This window comes from Paenibacillus sp. lzh-N1 (assembly GCF_002872435.1).
In the GTDB taxonomy this organism is placed as follows: Bacteria; Bacillota; Bacilli; order Paenibacillales; family Paenibacillaceae; genus Paenibacillus; species Paenibacillus polymyxa_C.
This window is the reverse complement of sequence record NZ_CP025696.1, coordinates 293,353-314,109: the sequence shown is the minus strand read 5'-3', so window position 1 is coordinate 314,109 and position 20,757 is coordinate 293,353. Positions and strand designations below refer to the sequence as shown.

23 protein-coding genes and 5 tRNA genes are annotated in these 20,757 nt (G+C 44.9%); 20 read left to right on the top strand and 8 right to left on the bottom strand.

The annotated features are described in order from the left end of the window. The first annotated feature begins 3 nt into the window (after positions 1 to 3). The 5 genes from C0638_RS25495 (at position 4) to C0638_RS01530 (ending at position 4,123) form a co-directional block, all read left to right on the top strand. A complete protein-coding gene (locus C0638_RS25495) occupies positions 4 to 519 on the top strand; it encodes a hypothetical protein (RefSeq protein WP_025679856.1) in 516 nt (171 codons plus the stop codon). 146 nt (positions 520 to 665) lie between these two features. After that, complete coding sequence (locus tag C0638_RS26125) at positions 666 to 923, top strand: matrixin family metalloprotease (protein WP_102163316.1); 258 nt, start codon at positions 666 to 668, stop codon at positions 921 to 923. 117 nt (positions 924 to 1,040) lie between these two features. Next, the gene (locus tag C0638_RS01540) at positions 1,041 to 1,265 is read left to right on the top strand and encodes a hypothetical protein (protein WP_013369915.1); all 225 of its coding nucleotides are present in this window, start codon (positions 1,041 to 1,043) and stop codon (positions 1,263 to 1,265) included. Positions 1,266 to 1,733: 468 nt separating this feature from the next. Beyond that, positions 1,734 to 2,237 (top strand): DUF6933 domain-containing protein, encoded by a 504-nt coding sequence (locus C0638_RS01535; protein WP_013369916.1) that lies wholly within the window; start codon positions 1,734 to 1,736, stop codon positions 2,235 to 2,237. A gap of 254 nt (positions 2,238 to 2,491) precedes the next feature. Further along, positions 2,492 to 4,123 carry a formate--tetrahydrofolate ligase gene (locus tag C0638_RS01530; protein WP_058712322.1) on the top strand — a complete coding sequence of 544 codons (1,632 nt, stop codon included), beginning with the start codon at positions 2,492 to 2,494 and terminating at the stop codon, positions 4,121 to 4,123. 31 nt (positions 4,124 to 4,154) lie between these two features. Here the strand turns inward: C0638_RS01530 and C0638_RS01525 are convergent, their stop codons facing one another. The 3 genes from C0638_RS01525 to C0638_RS01520 form a co-directional block, all read right to left on the bottom strand. Further along, complete coding sequence (locus tag C0638_RS01525; RefSeq protein WP_233902267.1) at positions 4,155 to 5,561, bottom strand: helix-turn-helix domain-containing protein; 1,407 nt, start codon at positions 5,559 to 5,561, stop codon at positions 4,155 to 4,157. 55 nt (positions 5,562 to 5,616) lie between these two features. Continuing rightward, the gene (locus C0638_RS25490) at positions 5,617 to 5,877 is read right to left on the bottom strand and encodes a hypothetical protein (protein ID WP_233902266.1); all 261 of its coding nucleotides are present in this window, start codon (positions 5,875 to 5,877) and stop codon (positions 5,617 to 5,619) included. A gap of 110 nt (positions 5,878 to 5,987) precedes the next feature. Next, the gene (locus tag C0638_RS01520; protein ID WP_058712321.1) at positions 5,988 to 7,001 is read right to left on the bottom strand and encodes an ABC transporter substrate-binding protein; all 1,014 of its coding nucleotides are present in this window, start codon (positions 6,999 to 7,001) and stop codon (positions 5,988 to 5,990) included. A 234-nt stretch (positions 7,002 to 7,235) separates the two neighbouring features. Here C0638_RS01520 and C0638_RS01515 point away from each other — a divergent pair, with 234 nt between their 5' ends. From C0638_RS01515 to C0638_RS01490, 6 genes are all read left to right on the top strand, one after another. Further along, positions 7,236 to 7,868 carry a LysE family translocator gene (locus C0638_RS01515; RefSeq protein ID WP_058712320.1) on the top strand — a complete coding sequence of 211 codons (633 nt, stop codon included), beginning with the start codon at positions 7,236 to 7,238 and terminating at the stop codon, positions 7,866 to 7,868. A 110-nt stretch (positions 7,869 to 7,978) separates the two neighbouring features. Next, positions 7,979 to 9,256 carry an outer membrane lipoprotein-sorting protein gene (locus C0638_RS01510; protein WP_013369922.1) on the top strand — a complete coding sequence of 426 codons (1,278 nt, stop codon included), beginning with the start codon at positions 7,979 to 7,981 and terminating at the stop codon, positions 9,254 to 9,256. A gap of 268 nt (positions 9,257 to 9,524) precedes the next feature. Beyond that, complete coding sequence (alr, locus tag C0638_RS01505) at positions 9,525 to 10,721, top strand: alanine racemase (RefSeq protein ID WP_058712319.1); 1,197 nt, start codon at positions 9,525 to 9,527, stop codon at positions 10,719 to 10,721. Between the two features lie 293 nt (positions 10,722 to 11,014). Continuing rightward, positions 11,015 to 11,296, top strand: a complete 282-nt coding sequence (locus tag C0638_RS01500) for a CopG family ribbon-helix-helix protein (protein WP_007429334.1) — start codon at positions 11,015 to 11,017, stop codon at positions 11,294 to 11,296. A 6-nt stretch (positions 11,297 to 11,302) separates the two neighbouring features. Continuing rightward, the gene (locus tag C0638_RS01495) at positions 11,303 to 11,653 is read left to right on the top strand and encodes a type II toxin-antitoxin system PemK/MazF family toxin (protein WP_007429335.1); all 351 of its coding nucleotides are present in this window, start codon (positions 11,303 to 11,305) and stop codon (positions 11,651 to 11,653) included. A 178-nt stretch (positions 11,654 to 11,831) separates the two neighbouring features. Beyond that, complete coding sequence (locus C0638_RS01490) at positions 11,832 to 14,048, top strand: Tex family protein (RefSeq protein WP_199771164.1); 2,217 nt, start codon at positions 11,832 to 11,834, stop codon at positions 14,046 to 14,048. A gap of 104 nt (positions 14,049 to 14,152) precedes the next feature. Here the strand turns inward: C0638_RS01490 and cmpA are convergent, their stop codons facing one another. Next, positions 14,153 to 14,287, bottom strand: a complete 135-nt coding sequence (gene cmpA, locus C0638_RS01485) for a cortex morphogenetic protein CmpA (protein WP_013369928.1) — start codon at positions 14,285 to 14,287, stop codon at positions 14,153 to 14,155. Between the two features lie 143 nt (positions 14,288 to 14,430). On the opposite strand from cmpA, the gene C0638_RS01480 reads away from it, so the two are divergent. The 3 genes from C0638_RS01480 to C0638_RS01470 all read left to right on the top strand — a co-directional run bounded on the left by C0638_RS01480 (position 14,431) and on the right by C0638_RS01470 (position 15,153). Further along, the gene (locus tag C0638_RS01480) at positions 14,431 to 14,943 is read left to right on the top strand and encodes a SprT family protein (protein WP_013369929.1); all 513 of its coding nucleotides are present in this window, start codon (positions 14,431 to 14,433) and stop codon (positions 14,941 to 14,943) included. A gap of 44 nt (positions 14,944 to 14,987) precedes the next feature. After that, a tRNA-Asn gene (locus C0638_RS01475) sits at positions 14,988 to 15,063 on the top strand. A 1-nt stretch (position 15,064) separates the two neighbouring features. After that, positions 15,065 to 15,153: transfer RNA gene (locus C0638_RS01470), tRNA-Ser, on the top strand. A 106-nt stretch (positions 15,154 to 15,259) separates the two neighbouring features. Here C0638_RS01470 and C0638_RS01465 read toward each other — a convergent pair. Beyond that, positions 15,260 to 16,135, bottom strand: coding sequence for a Cof-type HAD-IIB family hydrolase (locus C0638_RS01465; protein WP_013369930.1), 876 nt, complete (start codon positions 16,133 to 16,135; stop codon positions 15,260 to 15,262). Between the two features lie 74 nt (positions 16,136 to 16,209). After that, entirely contained in the window at positions 16,210 to 16,971 is a 762-nt protein-coding gene (locus tag C0638_RS01460) for a DeoR/GlpR family DNA-binding transcription regulator (protein WP_025679874.1), read from the bottom strand. 246 nt (positions 16,972 to 17,217) lie between these two features. On the opposite strand from C0638_RS01460, the gene C0638_RS01455 reads away from it, so the two are divergent. The 6 genes from C0638_RS01455 to C0638_RS01430 all read left to right on the top strand — a co-directional run bounded on the left by C0638_RS01455 (position 17,218) and on the right by C0638_RS01430 (position 19,207). Further along, positions 17,218 to 17,289: transfer RNA gene (locus C0638_RS01455), tRNA-Glu, on the top strand. An 86-nt stretch (positions 17,290 to 17,375) separates the two neighbouring features. Then, positions 17,376 to 17,451 (top strand) — tRNA-Lys (locus tag C0638_RS01450). Positions 17,452 to 17,466: 15 nt separating this feature from the next. Next, positions 17,467 to 17,549, top strand: a tRNA-Leu gene (locus tag C0638_RS01445). Between the two features lie 165 nt (positions 17,550 to 17,714). Beyond that, a complete protein-coding gene (locus tag C0638_RS01440; protein ID WP_014599548.1) occupies positions 17,715 to 18,170 on the top strand; it encodes a MarR family winged helix-turn-helix transcriptional regulator in 456 nt (151 codons plus the stop codon). A 190-nt stretch (positions 18,171 to 18,360) separates the two neighbouring features. Continuing rightward, a complete protein-coding gene (locus C0638_RS01435) occupies positions 18,361 to 18,735 on the top strand; it encodes a helix-turn-helix domain-containing protein (RefSeq protein ID WP_013369933.1) in 375 nt (124 codons plus the stop codon). An 88-nt stretch (positions 18,736 to 18,823) separates the two neighbouring features. Further along, positions 18,824 to 19,207, top strand: a complete 384-nt coding sequence (locus C0638_RS01430) for a helix-turn-helix domain-containing protein (RefSeq protein WP_058711855.1) — start codon at positions 18,824 to 18,826, stop codon at positions 19,205 to 19,207. Between the two features lie 121 nt (positions 19,208 to 19,328). On the opposite strand, the gene C0638_RS01425 is transcribed toward C0638_RS01430, so the two are convergent. Then, positions 19,329 to 19,550 (bottom strand): Rha family transcriptional regulator, encoded by a 222-nt coding sequence (locus C0638_RS01425; protein WP_013369935.1) that lies wholly within the window; start codon positions 19,548 to 19,550, stop codon positions 19,329 to 19,331. Between the two features lie 291 nt (positions 19,551 to 19,841). Then, positions 19,842 to 20,579, bottom strand: a complete 738-nt coding sequence (locus C0638_RS01420; protein WP_013369936.1) for an urease accessory protein UreF — start codon at positions 20,577 to 20,579, stop codon at positions 19,842 to 19,844. Between the last annotated feature and the right edge of the window lie 178 nt (positions 20,580 to 20,757).

Sequence of the window (20,757 nt, the reverse complement as noted above, 5' to 3'; positions counted from 1 at the left end):
GGAATGGATATGAAGGATCAAATGAAAACGGAAAAAGAACAAAATGGACAAGCTACAAAAAAGGGCATGACGTTGGAAAACGTTTGGTTTGCTTCTAAGGAACACGGATTATACCCATATCATATCAATCACGATTTAAGACAGAGTGATTATTTTTATAATAAAAATTACACTCAATTTCACGAGCATGATTTTCAATCTATTGTGTTAAGAGTTTCAGAGGAACCAGAAGCATTTTACTTAACAGAAGATGATAAGAAATATTATTCCACGCAAGAACTTGAAGTGATAGAGAAAATCAGTAAAAAGGAACACGAATTATACCCATATCATATCAATCACGATTTAAGACAGAGTGATTATTTTTATAATAAAAATTATACTCAATTTCACGAGCATGATTTTCGATCTATTGTGTTAAGAGTTTCAGAGGAACCAAAAGCATTTTACTTAACAGAATATGATAAGGAATATTATTCCACGCAAGAACTTGAAGTGATAGAGAAAATCAGTAAATAAAATGCTGTTTTTGTAAGGAGAAAAAACGTTAGGTTAAAATCGTATCCACCGCCCCCTTTTATACAATCTGCCGATCCGGCAGGGTACGAGAGGGCCTATGAAGACCTTCCTATGTAGGAAGGTCTTTCGGTTTTTTGCATGGTCCTATGATTCTGCTAACTCGCATCCCAATTCAATCAAGTTCTTGTTTTCAGAATCTTTCTGCTCAGTCCAATAATGTTATTTGTTATTCTTCTCAGAAGGCACAATCAGTAGCTGCTCATGAGCTAGGACATGTCTTAGGACTAGATGAAGACTTTAGTAAATGCTTGATGTATCCAACTACACCACAATGCTATGATAATTGGAGAATTTACACTCCACAGCCTAGCGAAGATGTGTTTGGTATTAATGATCTTTATTAATAAGGAACAGAATCAGAAAAAAATATTGTTATTACCCAATTAGGAATAAAAACAGACAATATTGTTGAAAAAACAGACAATCCCTACCTTAAGCAAGGCGATGAACTCGTTTTATTTTTGAAAAAGGGACAAGATCCTAAAATTAATCCAATTTACTTTGTGGCTGGTGAATATCAAGGTAAATTTGACATTAAAAACGGAAACGTTTATGCGGTCAATCAGGCGTTAAAAGAACAAGCTAGTCTTAATAGTATTGACGCAGAAAACAATCCATATATTGATGGGCAAAAACTAAGTACATTTAAAGAAAATATTAAAAGTATAGTTAGTAGACAAGAATAAAAAACTCTATTTAAACCGCAATACATTTGTGAATAATTAGAAAAGGCTTTGGCCTAAATTGTAAAAAGCTGACTTCTTATCCCAAGAAGTCAGCTTTTTAATACAGATGTTCTTACGATTTTGGCTCAGAACAGTTAATCTGCTGACATGTGACTTAACTCTACTATATTCTTTACTCAGTTATTCTTTTTTAGATAAAAGAGAAAACCTTGTAGAAGCAAGGCTTTCTCCAAAGTTACTATTAATATTCTCAACCTGAAGGCACTCAAGTAGATTTTTTTCTCCATCCCCAGCGTAAGATGTAATTAAGCTACTGGAAATTCACCGCCTTCCTATATCATACTGAAATAGTCTATAATCCGATGTTTGGAATACGGAGTTATAATATCCGGGGTATGCCTGATGTGAGAGACTAGGTATGCCAGATCATGAGCTACGGTACAGGACCGTCAATAAAGGAGAGCAATGATGTTTGTTATACGAGGAACAGAAAAACTGCTGAAGGAATGGGAGACTGAACCACTTCAAGTTGATATTTATCCGCCTTTGAATAGTTGGCATGCCAGATTGTTCTTACTAAATCGCAGAAAAAATATTGTGTTTATGCATGATATTTCCCGCTTAAGCGTCACGCTGTTTGGAATTAAAAAATCGCAGTACAAAAATCTTCCAGCTCTTTTTGTACAAACTTTGAAGGAATTAATGATCAGCGAAGGGTTTGATGAACAGATCGTTAAGGCATACATACAGGAAGGCGAGCAGATGCTGGCGACTACAACGAACAGACATAGTGTGATGGTAACCTTAGATGAGATTATATTTATTATGAAGGAACTGGATATGGAGCATGGATGCGAGCTGGAAAAGAATCAATGGAATAACCGAATTGTGTTCAAAACGGATCAATACAAGTACCCGATTGATGTTTTTAAGGAACTGCTAGAAAAGCATTATAAAGTAGAGAGTAGTTGAGCGTTTACATATGGATGGTTTGTAGTCCCAAGCTGTCCTGACCTTTAGAGGATTTATGCTGATTAGGATATGCCAAAAGAGTATCCTCAAAGTTCATGCGGGCTGAGGATGCCTTTTTTTATAACTCACAGGATAGCAACCGCTTGCGATGAAATGAATCATAGCGCAATAAACGGTACACTTTGGTAGAATGAAATGATAAAGGGTTTGACACCATTGTTCAGACTTATAAAACGGGGGGTACATAACGAAGGATGAAGAGGATTATTGATGTTGCCAAAGAAGCAGGAATTGAAGAAGAGCATCTGGAGACGTATGGCAAATATAAAGCGAAGCTGAATCCATCTCTATGGGAGCAGTTAAAGGATCGTCCGAATGGAAAGCTGGTGCTGGTTACGGCGATGAATCCCACTCCGGCTGGAGAAGGAAAAACACTGACAACCATCGGGCTGGCACAGGCCCTAAATACGATGGGGCATAAAACCGTTGCTGCACTGCGTGAGCCGTCTCTTGGGCCTTGCTTTGGGATGAAAGGGGGAGCAACCGGGGGAGGACAGGCCCAGATTGTTCCGGCGGAAGACATTAATCTGCATTTTACAGGGGATATACATGCCATTTCAGCTGCGCATAATTTGCTGTCAGCGATGATTGATAACCATTTGTTCCATGGAAATGCTTTGCGGCTGAAGCCAGACCGAATTGTGTGGAAACGGGCAGTCGATATGAATGATCGGAGCTTGCGAAGTATTGTAACTGGATTGGGAACGGGGAATGGAGCGGTAAGAGAAAGCGGCTTTCTGATCACCTCGGCCTCCGAAGTCATGGCGGTACTATGCTTAAGTGAAAATATGGACGATCTTAAAGTACGGTTGGGTCGAATGGTGATTGGATATAACGAAGCCGGTGAGGCGGTAACAGCAGAGGAGCTGCACGCGGTGGAAGCTATGGCTGTGCTGCTTCGGGAAGCATTAAAGCCTAATCTGGTGCAGACGTTGGAGGGCACTCCGGTTATTGTGCATGGTGGACCTTTTGCTAATATTGCCCATGGATGTAGCAGCCTGATGGGGACAAAGCTGGCGTTGAAGCTGGGAGAGGTCGTCGTCACAGAGGCGGGATTTGGGGCTGAGCTGGGAGCGGAAAAGTTCTTTGACATCAAGTGCCGCCAGTCCGGCTTGCAGCCGGATGCGGCTGTGCTGGTTGTAACCGCCAAAGCGCTGAAATATAACGGCGGTGTAGCTAAACATGAGGTGGATGCGGAAAATCTGGAGCAATTGCAACTCGGATTAGCCAATATGAGCCGACATGTACGGAATTTGCAAAAGTTTGGTGTGCCTGTACTGGTGGCGATTAACCATTTTGTAACAGACAGCGAAGCCGAGTTGGATTTGATTTTCTCGGAATGCCGCAAGCTGGGTGTACCCGCAGAGCTTTCACAAGTATGGGCGCAGGGAAGCCAAGGGGGAGAAAAATTGGCCCAAAGCCTGCTGAACTTACTTCAGGAGGACAAAGCACATTTTGCACCGCTATATGATCATACGCTTGATTTGCAAGCGAAAATTAGTGTCATTGCCAAGGAGCTTTACGGTGCGGCAGAGGTGGCTTACACGCCTGCGGCCAAACGGGCGTTGGCGGGTATGGAGCAGCTTGGTTTTGGACAACTGCCTGTATGCATGGCCAAAACGCCGTATTCTTTCTCAGATCAACCTTCCTTGCTAGGTGCGCCAGAGGGGTTCACCATTCACGTGTCCAGCGTATCATTGTCTGCAGGCGCAGGCTTTGTAGTCGTGGAAACAGGTAATACCATGACGATGCCAGGACTGCCCAAATCTCCAGCAGCTGAGCATATGTCGCTGGAGGCAGATGGGAGTATTCAAGGACTCATGTAGCATTTTTAGAAAAAATAGCAGCATTTCAGTATCAATGAATGAGCAGTTTGGGCAGTGCAGTGAGCAGCTTTTGCCGAGTCATGGCATCACTCCAGTTCCAGCGGTCTGCTTCTACGAAATATACCCGGCCTTGACATACAGCAGGGAGGCTGAGCCAGAGAGGGCTGTTGAGCATGCATTCCAGCGCATGCTTGGAGTCTGGTACTGTAGGGACGAGCATAAAAATGCGGTCTCCGGCGTAATCAGGCAATTCATTCGGATCAATTTCTGCGAAGCCTAGTCCCTCGTCAAGCACCTTACGAATTGGCTCTGCGGGTTGGAAGCCGTGCGGGTGGTAAAGGGACGATGAGAATCCGGACATGCCCATGACAAAGAGCCGATCGCCATGATCGAAAATAAAGACAGAGGCGGTTTCTCCGGCTGTGATATGCGCACTGAGTTGGTTCCACATTGCCAGATTACGAGCGGCAAAGGTAGCTAACCAGCGTTCGGCCTCTCGTTCCTTACCGAGCCAGGCGCCAAGTGTACGCAGCCGTTCCTCCAGGGCGGCAAAGGAGTTAAAGGTGACGGTGGGCGCGATGCTTGCAACGCGCTCATATTCCTGTTCATCCGAGTTGGCGATGATAATCAGATCAGGATCAAGAGCGCTGATCAAGCGGGTATCTAGCGGAAGTCCTACATCAGTCACGTTCCCAAGACGATGTTTATAGACGCTGGATTCACTAAGCCGCAGACTTCCGCCGATGGCTTTGGCTCCTAACGCGAGCAGATCGCCCATCGTTTCTCCATGATAGATGATACGGCTCGCTTGGCGCGGGATATGAATTTGGTGGCCTGTCCAATCCTTAACGCACATAGAACCGGGAGCGGATAGCGCATATTGGCCAGGGGGAACCCCGGTCATTTGTCTAAAACGCCGATTAAAATAATATTCGTCAGAGAAACCCACCTGACGGGCAATTTCACGTAAAGGCCGTTTGCATTCCAGCAGCAGCCGCTTGGCATGGTTCAAGCGCAGCTCAGTGAGGTAATGCAACGGCTTTTTGCCCGTTATTTTGCGAAACAGCTGGGAGTATTGCCATATGGAAACGTTGGCCTGTTCGGCAAGCTGCTTGACGGTAATAGGCTTTTCGTAGTTGTTTTCCATATATGTAAGGGTGCTTTCCACCGATGCAGGCAATGTCGGATTAAAGCCCTCGTTATGCTTAATAGGGACGTGGGCTTCCTGCCACAGTAAGAGCAGCTCTTGAAACATGATTTGCTGACGCAATGCAGTGGTTTGTCTATGCGGCTGTATTGTTTGTTGGGTGCTATAAAATAACTCTTCAGCCAACTGAATAGGCTTGGAGGAAGAGGAAACGACGTATTCACGCGGTTCTGGCAGGACGGAGCCAAGATAAATGGATGGCATGCCCGTTGCGTTTTCAGCCAAGGTCATGTCTGATTGTGTCTCCAACGACATAGCGATGACTCTGAACGTGATTTTGTAGTATTCAGGTACAGTTCCATCCAAGGGGGCGATGCGATAGGATTCCCCCAGGAGTTAACCAATACCCATGACCTGAATGGAAGACATATTGTTCTTGACCAATATCCACCCTTCCAGCCCCGCCGATGAACATAAGCAGACAGTGATCTGAACTTGGACGAGATGTTAGTCCATCACTGGACTCACTAGCCAACACAATTTCCTTAAAATGAAAAAGCAGTGAGTTGGGCGGGGGTGAATTTACAGACGAAGAAGGCTGATTCACGGTGTAATACTCCTTTTATTGAGAATGGTTATCATATATGCATAAGTATACCTCCTTTAGGTTCAACAAAAAAGAAGCCTATCAACAAATGTCGATAAGCTTCTTCGAGCTTATTTTATGAGCTTGGGCAATTCCTCCAGCAGCCATTCTCGAGTAGAAGCATCACTTTCGGTTTTACCAATGTCCTGCATGTACACATGTCCCTGTTGGACGGCAGGCAGCTGGAGCCACAGCTTGCTTTTCATTAACTGTTCGGTAGATTGGCGGGCTTCTGAGCTTGGACTGTTCAGTATGAAAATCCGATCTCCAGCGTATTGTCCGATTACTTCCTGTGATAATTGCACGAATCCTTTGTCCTCATCCAGTGCTTTCTGAATAAGAGGAGTAGGCTTGAGACCATTTTTTTCATACAGTATTTGCGACAAGCCTGTCCGTGCCATGACGAACAAACGGTCACCAGGATAGTAGGTAAAGACCGAAGCTGTTTCACCCGGTTTTACACCTTTCGCCTGAAGTTTGCTCCACATCTCTGCTTCCTTGATTTTATATTGGGCAAGCCAGTCTTCAGCAGTCTTTTTCTTGTTCACAATGTCTCCGAGATGTACCAAACGCTCGTTCAGCGGAGCAAAGGTATCGAACATAATTGTAGGTGCAATTTTTGATAACGCTGCGTATTGTTTTTCGTCCGTATCGGCGGTGATGATTAGGTCTGGTTGTAGAGCCAATGTTTTTTCTAAATCAATGGGAAATCCTAGGTCCGATACATTCTGAACTTTTTTTTCATATATCTTTCCCTCGATCATAGAAGTCGATGTACCAACAGCCTGTACGCCTAAAACCAATAGATCCCCATAGTTTTCTCCGAAGTAAGCAATGCGCCCAGGAGTCGTGGGAATGTCTACTGTATGTCCCTTATAGTCTGTGTAGGCGCGAGTTGTGGCTGCTTCCGATGTTTTTGTTGATGCTGCTGTGTTGCTGTTTGCAGTCTGATTGTTGTCTGATGCGCCGCACCCCAGCAGCAATGCCCCCATAAGAGAGAATAGACAGATCAGAGAAGTGTATTGTCGAGTAGGTTTTTTGTTAATCGTAGAATTCTTGTTAATCGTAGAATTCTTGTTGATCATAGCAACCTCCGTATAATAGAATGATTCATAATATTGCAAATGAGAATTATTATCACAAAAGCAATGATAAGCGCTGAACCCTCAATACTCAATGGACAAACTTGGTCAATGCATCCGATTTTGTACAAAATAAGTCTCATGTGTTACTAGCTCATTTTATACTTCAAATTTTATTGATTTGTCATTTTTTATGGTATAGAATAACGTTTTTATACATTTGAAAGGGGTTTTGGAATGGCATTGTTTATTACATATGTTTTACTAGGTTTCTCTATAGCCTTACCTGTAGGTACCATCACGGTTGAAATGACGAAGCAAGGGCTAAAGAATGGATTCATGCATGGATGGATTGTTGGGCTTGGGGGGATGACCATCGATTTGTTATTAATTATTGGTTTATATTTTGGTCTGGCCTCTGTTCTGTCCTTACCTGTTGTACAGGTGATCATGTGGCTGGTTGGAGCCATATTTTTGTGCTACGTAGGGTACGACAGCATTAAAAATGCGGATCATGATATTGCGCTAGAAGGAGAGAAAAAGACAAAGTCATTATTTTCTTCCTATAAAAATGGGCTGCTTGTAGCTGTTTCACCAGGGAATTTAGTGTTCTGGGTAAGTGTTTTTGGGACTGTGCTGGCAAGTTCGTTTGATCGTTCTAATACAAGTCAATTTTTGATTGTTGGCTTAGGTATTTTGTTTGGTATTCTTGTCCATGATTTAGGCTTAATGACCCTCGTAGCAACAACACGAAAAGCCATGAACCGAACTGCCATCAAGTGGGTTACGATCTGTGCCGGCGTAGTTTTGATTGGTTTTTCGGTTTATTTCCTATATGAATTTATGGTTAGTCTCCAAAAGATTTTATAGCATTACACAAGGATACGCTCAAGCTTGTCATGCCAGTCTGCATAAATCGAACAAGTCCTTCATAGACATGTACTAATTCATTTAAAACATGTGCTGAAGGGGTTGATGACATGCGCCGGATTTCATGGATGCTTGCCATGGTCATGTGTGTAACGTTGCTGCTGGCCGGGTGCGGCAAGAAGAGCGCAGACGATGTGGTTAAAGATTTGAGTGACGTGGTGAGCGACCTGAACAGCTACCACGGTACAGCTTTGATGACGCTGCATACCGGCGACACGCCGCAGGAATACAAGGTCGATATTTCCTACCGCAAGCCGTCCTATTACCGCATTGCCATGACGAACGAGAAAAAGGATGTTACACAAATTGTGCTTCGTAATGATGAGGGTGTATTTGTACTGACCCCCAGCCTGAACAAGAGTTTCCGTTTCAAAAGCGACTGGCCAAACAATCAGGGTCAGGTATATTTATATGAAACGCTGGTTCGCAGCATTATCGGTGATGCCTCCCGTCAGCTGGCTACCGATGATAAATCCTATGTGTTTGATGTGGCCGCGAACTACAACAGTCATGCGCTGGTAAGGCAAAAGATTTGGCTATCCAAAAACAACTATGCCCCTACTCAGGTACAGGTATCTGATGCGAATGCCAAGGTGGTTGTCGATCTGAAATTCGATCAATTCGCTTTTGATACGAAGTTTGACAAAGATTCCTTTGATATGGAACGGAATATGGCTTCCGGAAAAACGAGTGCTGGTAGCGAGGGATCGCCATCTTCAGGGGCAGTCGATTCCAGCGGTTTGCCCGATTCTTCCGGTACGTTAGAAGGGACGACTGGCGTGACATCCAGTGGATCTGGACAAGAGCAGGGAACCGTAGGCAACGATGTTCAGCAACCGTCTGGTGAAGCGAAGAGCGACGGAGCTGTCACAGGCGATACGTCCAAGCCGGAAGCAGCAGCTAACGCAGAGGCGCAGCAACAAACACCGAGCACAGCGGATGGTGCAACCGGAACGTCAGCAGGAACGGATGCCGCAGAAGCTGTATTGGGTGAATTCGGCTTGATTGAACCGTCCTACACGCCAGCCGGAGTACAGATTAAGGATACGCCGGAGTTGGAGGATAATGGTACACATGCAGTGATGCTGCGGTATAGCGGAACGTATAACTATACCATTGTGGAGGCGCGTCCAAAAGATCGGGCGGTCGCACTTTCCGCAGGAGAACTGGTTGATATTGGAGGAAGCTTTGCCGTTCTGACAGGAAGCGAACAGCAGACGATGACCTGGATGAATGATGGAATAGAGTTCAGAATCACCAGTGCTGACCTGCCTGTGAGCGAAATGATACAAATTGCCGCTTCTATACAGGATCAATCGGGTAAATAAAATTTTATAGACGGATGCAGACGGTCTAGAGTGTAAAATGCTCTGCTGCCGCCCGTATCCGTCTTTTTATTCATTCGCAGTCTAAGATGTGCATCGCTTGTATATCCTGTTCTATTGTAGATATGGTAGAGGAGGCTGGCAAAGTCCCCCTGCCATTGACAGCCACGTCTCTGAACATTACCATTAACCTTTGGAAGCAAGGAATTTGCTACATTCGAATGGTAAAAGGTTATGTTAGAGGCTAACAATTGAAGAAGGTGACTGGATTTTGCAAGCACAATACAGATCGACCCGGGCCGAAATCAACCTGGATCACCTTGGCGCCAACTATGAAGCCTTTCGCAAGGTATTGCCTGCGGATAAGCTGATACTGGTCTGTGTCAAGGCTAATGCCTACGGGCACGGTGCCGTAGAAATTTCAAAGGAAATGGAACGCCTTGGTGCGGATTATTTGAGCGTCGCTTTTCTGGATGAGGCTCTTGAGCTTCGTCATGCGGGGATTGAACTGCCGATCCTTGTACTCGGCTATACCTCGCCTGAAGCTGTCCAAACAGCTTGGGAGCATGATATCTCATTGACTGTGTTTAGTGAGGAAGTGCTGGAAGGTATCCGCAGATTGGACCGCCAAGGAAGCGAACGCAAGCTGAAGGTGCACATCAAAATAGACAGCGGCATGGGAAGACTCGGTTTGCTGCCTGGAGAAGCGGCTTTGGCTTTTGTCCGGCAGGCTCACGAATTAGAGCAGGTGCTGCTGGAAGGCATGTACACCCATTTTGCCCGCGCGGATGAAGAAGATAAAAGCTATACACTGCTACAATATGATCGGTTTCGGGGCGTGGCGGATGCGCTAAGGGAACAAGGTATTACTATTCCCATTATACATACGGGCAACAGCGCGGCCACCATTGATACCCCTTCCCTTTCCCCCAATATGGTGCGGATTGGCATCAGTATATACGGTTTGTATCCGTCTGATGAGGTTAACCGGCAAGTCATTGAACTGTTGCCTGTATTGTCATTAAAGACGGCGGTGGTTTATACCAAGACGCTTCCTCCTGGATGGGGAGTTAGTTATGGTACCCGGTATGTGACCTCTAGTGAAGAGCGGATCGGCACACTGCCAATCGGTTATGCGGATGGATATTCTCGCATGCTAAGTGGGAAGGTTGAAGTGTTGATACGCGGTCGTCGCGTCCCTGTACTCGGTACGATCTGCATGGACCAGTGTATGGTATCCTTACAATCTTTCGCAGAGGATGCGGAAGAAATTCAAAACGGCGAAGAGGTTGTTCTCATCGGCCAGCAGTCCGGCGAAATGATTGCGGCGGACGAGCTGGCATCCAAGCTTGGTACGATCCACTACGAGGTGATCTGCATGATCGCAAACAGGGTACCGCGTGTTTACATGCGAAATCATGTGCCTGTCGTTCGGGTGAACTCACTTCTTCCAACCCGCTGGAATTAATTTCATAACGCAAATTACCGGATAAAAGCAGGAGTTTTCGTATAACGTCCCGAAATATGTACAAAGGAAAGAAAAGAGCGCTATAACTGTCAAAAGACGCATTAGGCTCCGCTGACACTTGTATTTCGGGGATCAAACGCCTGTACGAAAACGAACTGCGTAGTTTATAATGGAATGCAGCATAGATGATATACGAATATCATATACATTCTCTTATATTCCGTTTGAATAAATTACCGGGAATAACGTTATAATGGTACAATGGCGACAAGGTTTTGGGGGTGGAAGAGAAGTTGGCCAATTTGCAGAACACCAAAAGAATAATGATCAGTTTGCCAGATCATCTCTTGCAGGAAGTGGACGGGATCGTAGCTATGGAAAATTCCAACCGCAGTGAATTTATCAGGCAGGCAATGAAGCTTTATGTAGGTGAACGTAAAAAACGTTACATTCGTGAAGCTATGCAGCGTGGATACATGGAAATGGCTAAAATTAACCTGACCATGGCATCCGAAGCCTTTCACGCGGAGGAAGATGCAAACAGCACCTTGGGCCGTACAGTTAGCGGGGTGTAATCCATATTGATCGTAAAGCGCGGCGACGTTTTTTTTGCAGACCTTTCACCCGTAGTCGGTTCCGAGCAAGGTGGCGTCAGACCTGTGCTGATCATTCAAAATGATATCGGCAACCGGTTTAGCCCTACCGTGATCGTAGCAGCCATCACTGCACAGATTCAGAAGGCAAAGCTGCCTACACACGTGGAAATCGACGCGGCGACGCATGGCTTTGATCGTGATTCTGTTGTTCTTCTGGAGCAAATCCGGACAATCGACAAGCAAAGGCTTACCGACAAAATCACCCATTTGGATGAAGAAACCATGCGCAAAGTGAGCGACTCGCTACAGATCAGTCTCGGTTTGATTGATTTTTAGTATGATGGAACGACGAGTGAAACGGGAAAGGACAGCGCTCTAGCGCTGTCCTTTTGCATGTCCGAAGAAAAGTACAGGTAGGGCTTGCTTTTACGTCACCTGCTGGCGCTTTGAATCATTTTTTGTGATAATAAAAGACATGATGTATGACAAGAGCTGTGAGGAAGAAGGGATAGGTTTGTCTAACGAGGAAATGAAGACGGAAATTGGGCAGGAGCGGAACGAAGCAGAACGCCAAGAACGGATTGTCAAACAAGTGGCGAGAGAGCTGTCGCTGGCACTCAAGCAAATCCGGACAACGATCAGTTTATTGGATGAAGGAAATACCATTCCTTTTATCGCGCGTTATCGTAAGGAAATGACAGGAGAGCTGGATGAAAATCAGCTGCGTGAAATTGAAGATCGTGTGCTGTATTTACGTAATCTGGAGGATCGTAAGGTAGAGGTCATCCGCATTATTGATGAACAGGGCAAGCTGACTGAAGAGCTGCAGGCTGCTATCACTTCTGCGGTTAAGCTTCAGGAAGTGGAGGATCTGTACCGTCCATATCGGCAAAAGCGCAAGACTCGCGCCAGTGTGGCAAAGGAACGGGGGTTGGAGCCGCTGTCCATCTGGATTTGGGGTCAGCCGAAGCAGGGTGATGCTTTGAAAGAAGCTGAATCCTATGTGAATGCTGAGCTGGGAGTCGAAACCCCTGAGTCCGCCATCCAAGGAGCCATGGATATTTTGGCCGAAAATATAGCTGATGATGCGGCTATTCGCCAATGGGTGCGCCGATATACGCTGGATCATGGAATGTTGACCTCTGAAGCAAAGGACACCGAGCAAGAGTCTGTGTATGAAAATTACTACAGCTATCGTGAGCTGGCTAAGAAAATGCCACCTCACCGTATTCTGGCGATTAATCGCGGGGAGCGGGAAGGTATTCTTAAGGTTGGTTTGGAGGTAGCGCCAGATTCCATTTACACTTATGTGGCAGGTCAAGTGATTAAAGGATCGTCTGTGGTGGAAGACCTGCTGCGCAGTGTCATTGAGGATGCATACAAAAGGCTTATCGCGCCATCTATCGAACGTGAAGTGCGTGCTGAAATGACAGAGAAGGGCGAGCAGCAGGCCATCTCTATCTTTGCAGGCAATTTGCGCAGCCTGTTGCTACAGGCTCCGATTAAGGGGCGTCGTGTGCTTGGAGTCGATCCAGCCTATCGGACAGGCTGCAAGCTGGCTGTTGTCGATGACACAGGCAAGCTGCTGGAAGTGGCTGTGACGTATCCGACACCGCCAAACAACAAGAAACGTGAAGCTGCAGAAACGTTCAAACAGCTGATTGCCAAATACGATATCGAGTTGATTGTCATTGGTAACGGAACTGCATCACGTGAGACAGAGCAATTCGTAGCCGAAGTTATCGCGGATATTGGTGACAGCAGTCTCGCGTATCTGATCGTCAATGAGGCAGGTGCGAGCGTATACTCTGCCTCCAAGCTGGCACAGGAAGAATTCCCTGATTTGGACGTAGCTGAGCGAAGTGCGGCGTCTATTGCGCGTCGTGTGCAGGACCCGCTGGCTGAGCTTGTCAAAATTGAGCCGAAAGCCATTGGTGTAGGCCAATACCAGCATGATGTGTCGCAGAAACATCTGGATGAAAGTTTGAAGGACGTTGTAGAATCGGCTGTTAACCACGTTGGTGTGGATGTGAACACAGCTTCTTCGGCGCTGCTGTCCTACGTAGCAGGGATCAACGCGACCATTGCTAAGAACATCGTTAAGTACCGTGAGGAAAACGGTAAATTCAGCAACCGTCGTCAGTTGCAGAAGGTGCCGCGTCTTGGTGCAAAAACCTACGAGCAATCCATTGGTTTTATCCGTATACCAGGTGGCGAAAATCCACTGGATCGCACGCCGATCCACCCTGAATCGTATGCTGTCGTAGACCGCCTGCTGGCGGAACTGGGCATCAGTGCCCATGATCTGGGTTCGAAAGCTGCGACAGAAGCGCTGAATGTGTCTAATATTGAGCAGTTGGCAGCGAAGCTGGAAGTTGGTGTGCCAACATTGCGGGATATTTTGGACAGCCTCCAGCGGCCGGGGCGTGACCCGCGTGACGAGCTGCCATTGCCTGTATTCCGCAAGGACGTGTTGAAGATCGAGGATCTGGCACCGGGTATGGAACTTCAAGGAACTGTCCGCAATGTCATTGATTTTGGTGCGTTTGTTGATATCGGTATTAAAAGTGACGGTCTGGTTCATATTTCACAGCTGCGCAGTGGTTTTGTTAAGCATCCGATGGATGTTGTATCTGTTGGTGATAACGTAACGGTGTGGGTGTTGAATGTTGATTTGAAAAAAGGCAGGGTAGGTCTGACCATGAAACCTCCCGCAGATGCACAGGCATAGTGCTATAAATAAAGCTATATGACATTTTGTGAGGGTATAAAAAAAGCCGGAATCTCCGAATCATATCGGAGACTCCGGTTTTCCATTTCTGGATGTTTCTGATTCTATCCGTTGTTGGCATCAAATTCTATACCAGGTGCTTTATGATAAAAAAACCAACAATCATTCAACAGTCTAATTTGGCGTCGGTCCTTCTTGTAAAAGGCCCGCATGAGCTGGTTACTAAGCCATTGAGGCAAGCCGATCTCCTCCTCTGCGTTACATCTGTATGTTTAGCATATGGGGTGGATACCTAAAGTGTGCTTAATGAACCAGGGTTAGACTTCGGCCGTTATTTTATAATATGCTTGTCAGTATGGAGCAAAGGAGGGAAACCATAAAGATGGAGTCCGAGTCTCTGAGCAATTCAATGAACCCTTCCATGAGTAATAAAGAACTTCAAGAATGGGTAGAGCGCATCTCGCTGGAGAGCTTTGGCGTGCCGTTTCAGCATCAAGCCACCTTTAACTCGCGCCTGTCTTCTACAGGCGGTCGATATTTTATGAAAAGTCATCATATTGAAATTAATCCACATCAACTCGCCGCTTATGGACGCTCTGAAGTGGAAAAAATAATAAAGCATGAGCTGTGCCATTATCATCTACATCTGCGCGGAATGGGCTATCAGCATCGTGATGCTGATTTCAAAGCATGGCTGGCCCGTGTAGGAGGGAGCAGGCATTGTCAGACTCTGCCGGGAAGAGTGGGAAGAAAACCTCAGCCTTATCGTTACAAGCTGGTGTGTGTTTCCTGTCAACAGGAGTATATGCGCAAGCGTAAAATGAACCCACAGCGATATCGCTGTGGAAAATGTGGAGGTAAACTTCGCTTGTTGACACTTGACGTAACCCCCTGATTCATGGTAAATTAACCATACTGTATGATAATTTACAGTAATGTTCCCTGATAGCTCAGTTGGTAGAGCACTCGACTGTTAATCGAGTTGTCACAGGTTCGAGTCCTGTTCGGGGAGCCATGGAGAGATACCCAAGTGGCTATAAGGGGACCCTCTGCTAAGGGGTTAGACTGCGTAAGCGGTGCGAGGGTTCGAATCCCTCTCTCTCCGTTGGTATTTTAAGTAGAATAAGGACGCTCGTATGCATGGTAATGATGCTTGCGAGCGTCCTTTTCGTTTAGATCTGCTTTTTAAGTAACGTAGCAGCCAATCCCTTCTATTTCACAGTGTCAGCCTTGACGGTTTTGAGTAAGTTCAACAGAGCATGAGCAACGCCATCTTCCACATTGGTCAGGGTAACGTCGGAGCAGACTGCCTTTATATCGTCTTTTGCATTGCCCATGGCGATACCTCTCCCAGCCATCGTCAGCATGGAAATATCGTTATAGCTGTCTCCGATCGCTACCGCTTCCTGCATGGGGATGCTCAGATGATTCGCGAGATAGCGCAATGCATTACCTTTAGACGCATCCTTATGCTCGACTTCAAAGTTACGATCTGAGGAAATGACCATGTTCAGACCTTGAAAATCTCGGTAACGTTCACGCCCCCATTCCAATTTGGCTTGATCAAAGGAGAAACAGAGCACATTATATATCTCTACATCCAGTGGAATCTGCTCATATGAAGCGATGCGGGTATGCCCGGTCTGTTCATATTGCTTTTCAGCTGCATGTAATAAAGTATCCAGTGAAATATCTGGGTTGGCGCTCAGCAAACGGTCCATTTCAACAGCAAGTAGCTGATGTCCCTTTTGTGGAGAATAAATGGCCCGGTCTGTCATGACCTCATAGTAGAAGTCGTTACCCTCGAGCCAGCTCAGCACTTCAAATGTTTCGCTCCGGCCCATAGGAGTAGAGGTTAACTGGCGACGATGCGCATCGTGTACAGTGGCGCCGTTTGCTCCAATGACGGGAGTAACCAGCTCTGCTTCCTCTAACTTTGTCCAGGCGTCATAAGCGGCTCTGCCAGTGGCAATTGTCACTTGAACACCTTGCTGCTGTGCCTTGCGGATTGCCTCTGCATTTGCTTTGCTTATTTTTCCTTCCTCGTTCAGTAGCGTTCCATCCATATCAATCGCAAACAGTTTCATTTCTCTCCAGCTCCTGTCTTTTGATCTCTCTCTTATACAAATATTGCTTCTAGTTAGAGCAATTGGCTTCAAATTTATGAGGGGACAACAACTTCAATATCATGATGTTGCAAAATTTCCAGCATTGCTGGTTCTGGCAAGCGATCGGTGATCACGATATTAACTTCAGACAAATCAGCAAAACGATAGGGGAAATTGATTCCGAATTTCGAATGGTCCGCAAGGATGATCACCTGATCCGCCTGTTTCATCATCTGATGCTTCAGCATACCGTCTTCTTCATGAATCAGGCTTAGTCCGTGAGCTGATATGCCTCCAATCCCGATAAAAGCTTTGTCTACAAAATAGTGAGACAAAGTGGCGATTACGGACGAGCCATATACATATCGGTGCTCTTTTTGCAGGCGGCCTCCCAACAGATGAATGGAGACACCGTCTTTTCCAGATAGTACGTCAGCCTGATTAATTGAATTGGTGATAACCGAACATTCCTGCACATTCAGTCTTTCTGCACACGCCTGTACGGTGGTCGAGGAATCTAATATAATACGATCCCTATTTCGTACCATGCTGGCAGCCAGTTGTCCGATCACTTGTTTCTCCTCTGATACAGTAAGTAGTCTTTCGTTATAATTTCCAATTGGATCGTGATGCAGTTTAGGGAGTAGGGCGCCGCCGCGGGTGCGAATAATTTTTTGATGCTCTTCAAGTTTTACCAGGTCTCGACGGGCCGTATCCCGTGAAACATTAAAAATTTCACAAATATCATCCACCGAAATACGCTTGTGAAGCTGTAAGTAATCAACGATTTTTAACATTCGTTCTTCCTGATACATAGAAAGCTCCTCTGATATATAATCATTTCGGTATCTCGTAAGTGATTATAAGTAAATATAAGTGATATTGCAATCATTTATCATGATTTTTCAGGGGTTAGATGATTATAGATAAGTTAATGTAAGTGAACATGCATTTTATAATTATATAAAATAGCTTTTTTAAAATTTTTAAAAATAAGTATTGCCATTTACTATTCTATTTGATATACTCTTTCTTGTCGCCAAGTTGGTGTACATTAATAAGGCCCGTTGGTCAAGGGGTTAAGACACCTCCCTTTCACGGAGGTAACAGGGGTTCGAATCCCCTACGGGTCATTGTTGTCTTTATAGACTACATGTTGCATGCTTAAGGGGAATTCCTGAGGTCTGGTCTAATGGCGGACAGCTTGGATGAATAGCATGAGCCATTAGCTCAGTTGGTAGAGCACCTGACTTTTAATCAGGGTGTCGAAGGTTCGAGTCCTTCATGGCTCACCATTTATATTTTGTTATGCGGTCGTGGTGGAATGGCAGACACGCTATCTTGAGGGGGTAGTGAGCGTACGCTCGTGGAGGTTCGAGTCCTCTCGACCGCATCAATGGAATAAACGGAAAAGTCTCTCGCGTTAGAGGCTTTTTTTATTTGTGCATTGATGCAATTAAACAATGATTATGATGAAATAATGATTCCATAGTATAATATGACGCCATAATGTTATAGAATAATAAATATATAAACTTATGAAGTGACGGTGAAAAATATGGACACTCAACTGTTAGGAAATATATCAGAAAATATTTTGGGCTTGTTTCCGATTGTGAAGAAGAAATTTTTCACCTACGGTCCGCTTGATTTTCCATTGCATTTGTCGCCTAATAACTTTCAGGTGCTCATGCTTCTGCGTGAAGTGCGTTCGTCTACAGTATCCGATTTGTCCAAACAACTTAATGTCTCACGCCCGAATATGACTCCTCTTCTGGATAAGCTGGTGGAGCATGGGTTGGCTGACCGCCAATCGTGTGACTCGGATCGTAGAGTCGTGAACGTAGCCATTACAGAAGAAGGCGACGCTTTTTGTGAACAGGTATTTCATACCTTCTCTAATAAAATTCAAGAGAGACTGGTGTATCTGCCAGAAGAAGAATTATTGCACTTGAGTGAAACGTTGAACGAATTGAAGCAGATTTTACTTAAAATCGACAACTCTGCTACGTGATTGATTGGCGTAAGCGAACTGACTTAAAGACCGCCCTTTCTTCGGAAAACAGGCGGTTTTTGTTGCATATTGTGGTATAATGAAAACCAACATACATAATTCGGTAATTTTAGCATACGTGATCTTTGAAATGGGAACAGGGTACATGATATCGTTATTTGGAGAGCCTGCTAGGGAGGAAGGAACTTCTATGCAATCTATTTACCAACGCATTGAGGAGCTCATTAAGGAACGAGGTATGACGAAAAAGGCGTTTTGCCAGCAGTTGGGCATTAGTACAGGAAACTTTGGAGATTGGAAAAGAGGAAAAACGACACCGGGCACGAATAAACTCATTGAAATCGCTTCGTTTTTTAATGCTAGTCTGGATTGGATTATGCTGGGTCGAGATGTGCAGAGTAAAGTACTAAAGGAGTCGCAGGACCCTTATTTTTTTGGAGCTTCAGGGCAACTGAATTGCCAGGGGGAATCGCTAAGTGAGGCGGAAAGAGATTTTATACTTGAGTATATTGAATTTACCCGCTTTCGTAAAGAGAAAAACCAGCATAATTCAACTACTGATTAATGTTTGCTGTGAGGTTTGATAAGGATGTTCTAATGTGTACAATTGAAAAATAATTAGAAAAAAGCTACAGTGTCGGAGGGGAAACGTTTTGGGAGATCAAACTATTTATCAGCGGATTGAAGCTTTAATTAAGGATCGGGGAATGACCAAGAAGGCATTTTGTGAAAAGCTTAAAATCAGCTCAGGGAATCTCGGTGATTGGAGAAGAGGAAAAACAACGCCAGGTACCGCCCATTTGATTCAGATTTCGGACTTTTTTAATGTATCGCTCGACTGGTTGATGAAAGGAATTAAGCCGGGGGAAGGCGTGCTTCAGGAGCAGAAGGCTGCTTATTTTTTTGGGGTGATGGGGCCATTGAATTGCCAGGCTGAAGATCTTGAGACAGAAGAACAGAACTTTATTTTAGAATATGTTGAATTTGCGAAATACCGTAAGCAAAAAAGGGAGAAGAACAAAGCGAAACTTGAATAATCTATGGCTAAACGCCTGGGTGGATAACCCGTAAAACGGACTAAGGGGTTCGGTTTACGGGTTTATTTGATTTCCTGATAATATGGCGGCGCGTCGGATGCTGGAATGCTTGTTGTTGGGTTTAGTGTGGTGTCGCCTCCTTATAATCGTTATCGTCGATATTCAGAATTGCAGCAACTTGTTTTCTGTACCTTTGTGCTTTACGGGTGCCGTGAATCAGATTGGACAAGCGTGAAGGCGGGATATTGTGTGTCTCGCAAAATGTTTTCTGATCCAGTCGAAGCTCGACAAGCCTTTGTTTGATGGCCCACCCGAAGGAGGTGACAGGCATTTTGTTGTTCAAGAGAAATCGCCCCTTACGGATTCTTGCAGAATAATTGGTGTGATATAATAATCATCAGTAAACATGTTAGAATTAACCATCTAAAACTATGATACACTTTTATACGTGTTTATACAATCTTAAATGCGTTATTTTATTAAAATAATTACTTAATTAAGTGCAAAAAGTGAAAATAATCCGACTATAGTCTGTGAGTGGTATGAATTTGGATACATGAATTAAAAATACTCTGCCGCTTGAGAAAAGGGCAGAGTATTTTTATTGTGACTGCTAGACTGGTAAAACGACGCATCAGAGGGAGGCTGGAAGGCGTTTGAATAGGATGGAGGAGGAAAAGGGCCTGGATGCATTCAATTGGCTACTATGGCTCATATAGGGTGGCTGAGTGATGTAGGAACTGGTCTGATGGCTATGGAAAAGGTGAGGCTGAAATAAGCTTGGCGTAGGTTCGTTAAATTTCTTCCAGGTGGTGAGCAACTCGCTGGTCATGTGATCGATAAGAGGATTCTTCTCCTCGTAAGGAGGATTGAGCAGTCTGAAGGCATCTTCGATACAGAAGGATACCGCTGTGGCAAAATAGCCGTGAATGGTCTGTTCTATATCGGTTCCGAGAAGGAAGTTAATCCAAGTGTGGACAGTAGCGAGTGTGCCAATTGCATTGTATTGAGTGAGTGTGTCTTCCAGTTGGTCAAATGCAAGCCAAGGATAAAGAGCCTTGGTGAGCTTGAGCAGACGCTGGCCAGAAAGTCGCGATTTTTTCACATACTGCGAGGAAGGATGTTGGGTGTACAGCATTTTATCAATAAGGGCGATCCGCCAACCGTCATTCTGCTGGATGGCTGCATACAGACTTTTGATGGCCATGCCGTCAAGGGTTGTAATTTGAGGATACCAATCGTCTCGCATAAAATGTTTCAGATCCTGTAGACTGTTCAAGTTTCCGTTACGGAAACGTTCATCCAGTCCGTAGAAACGGGTAAAACCACCAATGGGTAGGGAAGGGTCCAACAACAATGCGTAGTTTAGCAATCGGTTACCTTTATGCAGGATGGTTCGCCTCCTTGAGGTGAATATTTGTGTCAGTTTATTTGACTCTAATCTTATTTATATAATAATAATTCAATTATTTATGTAATATATATTTACACTTTGAGCTCTTTCATGTCAAATTAAATAATTTTATTGCTTCTATATGTTATATAAAGTT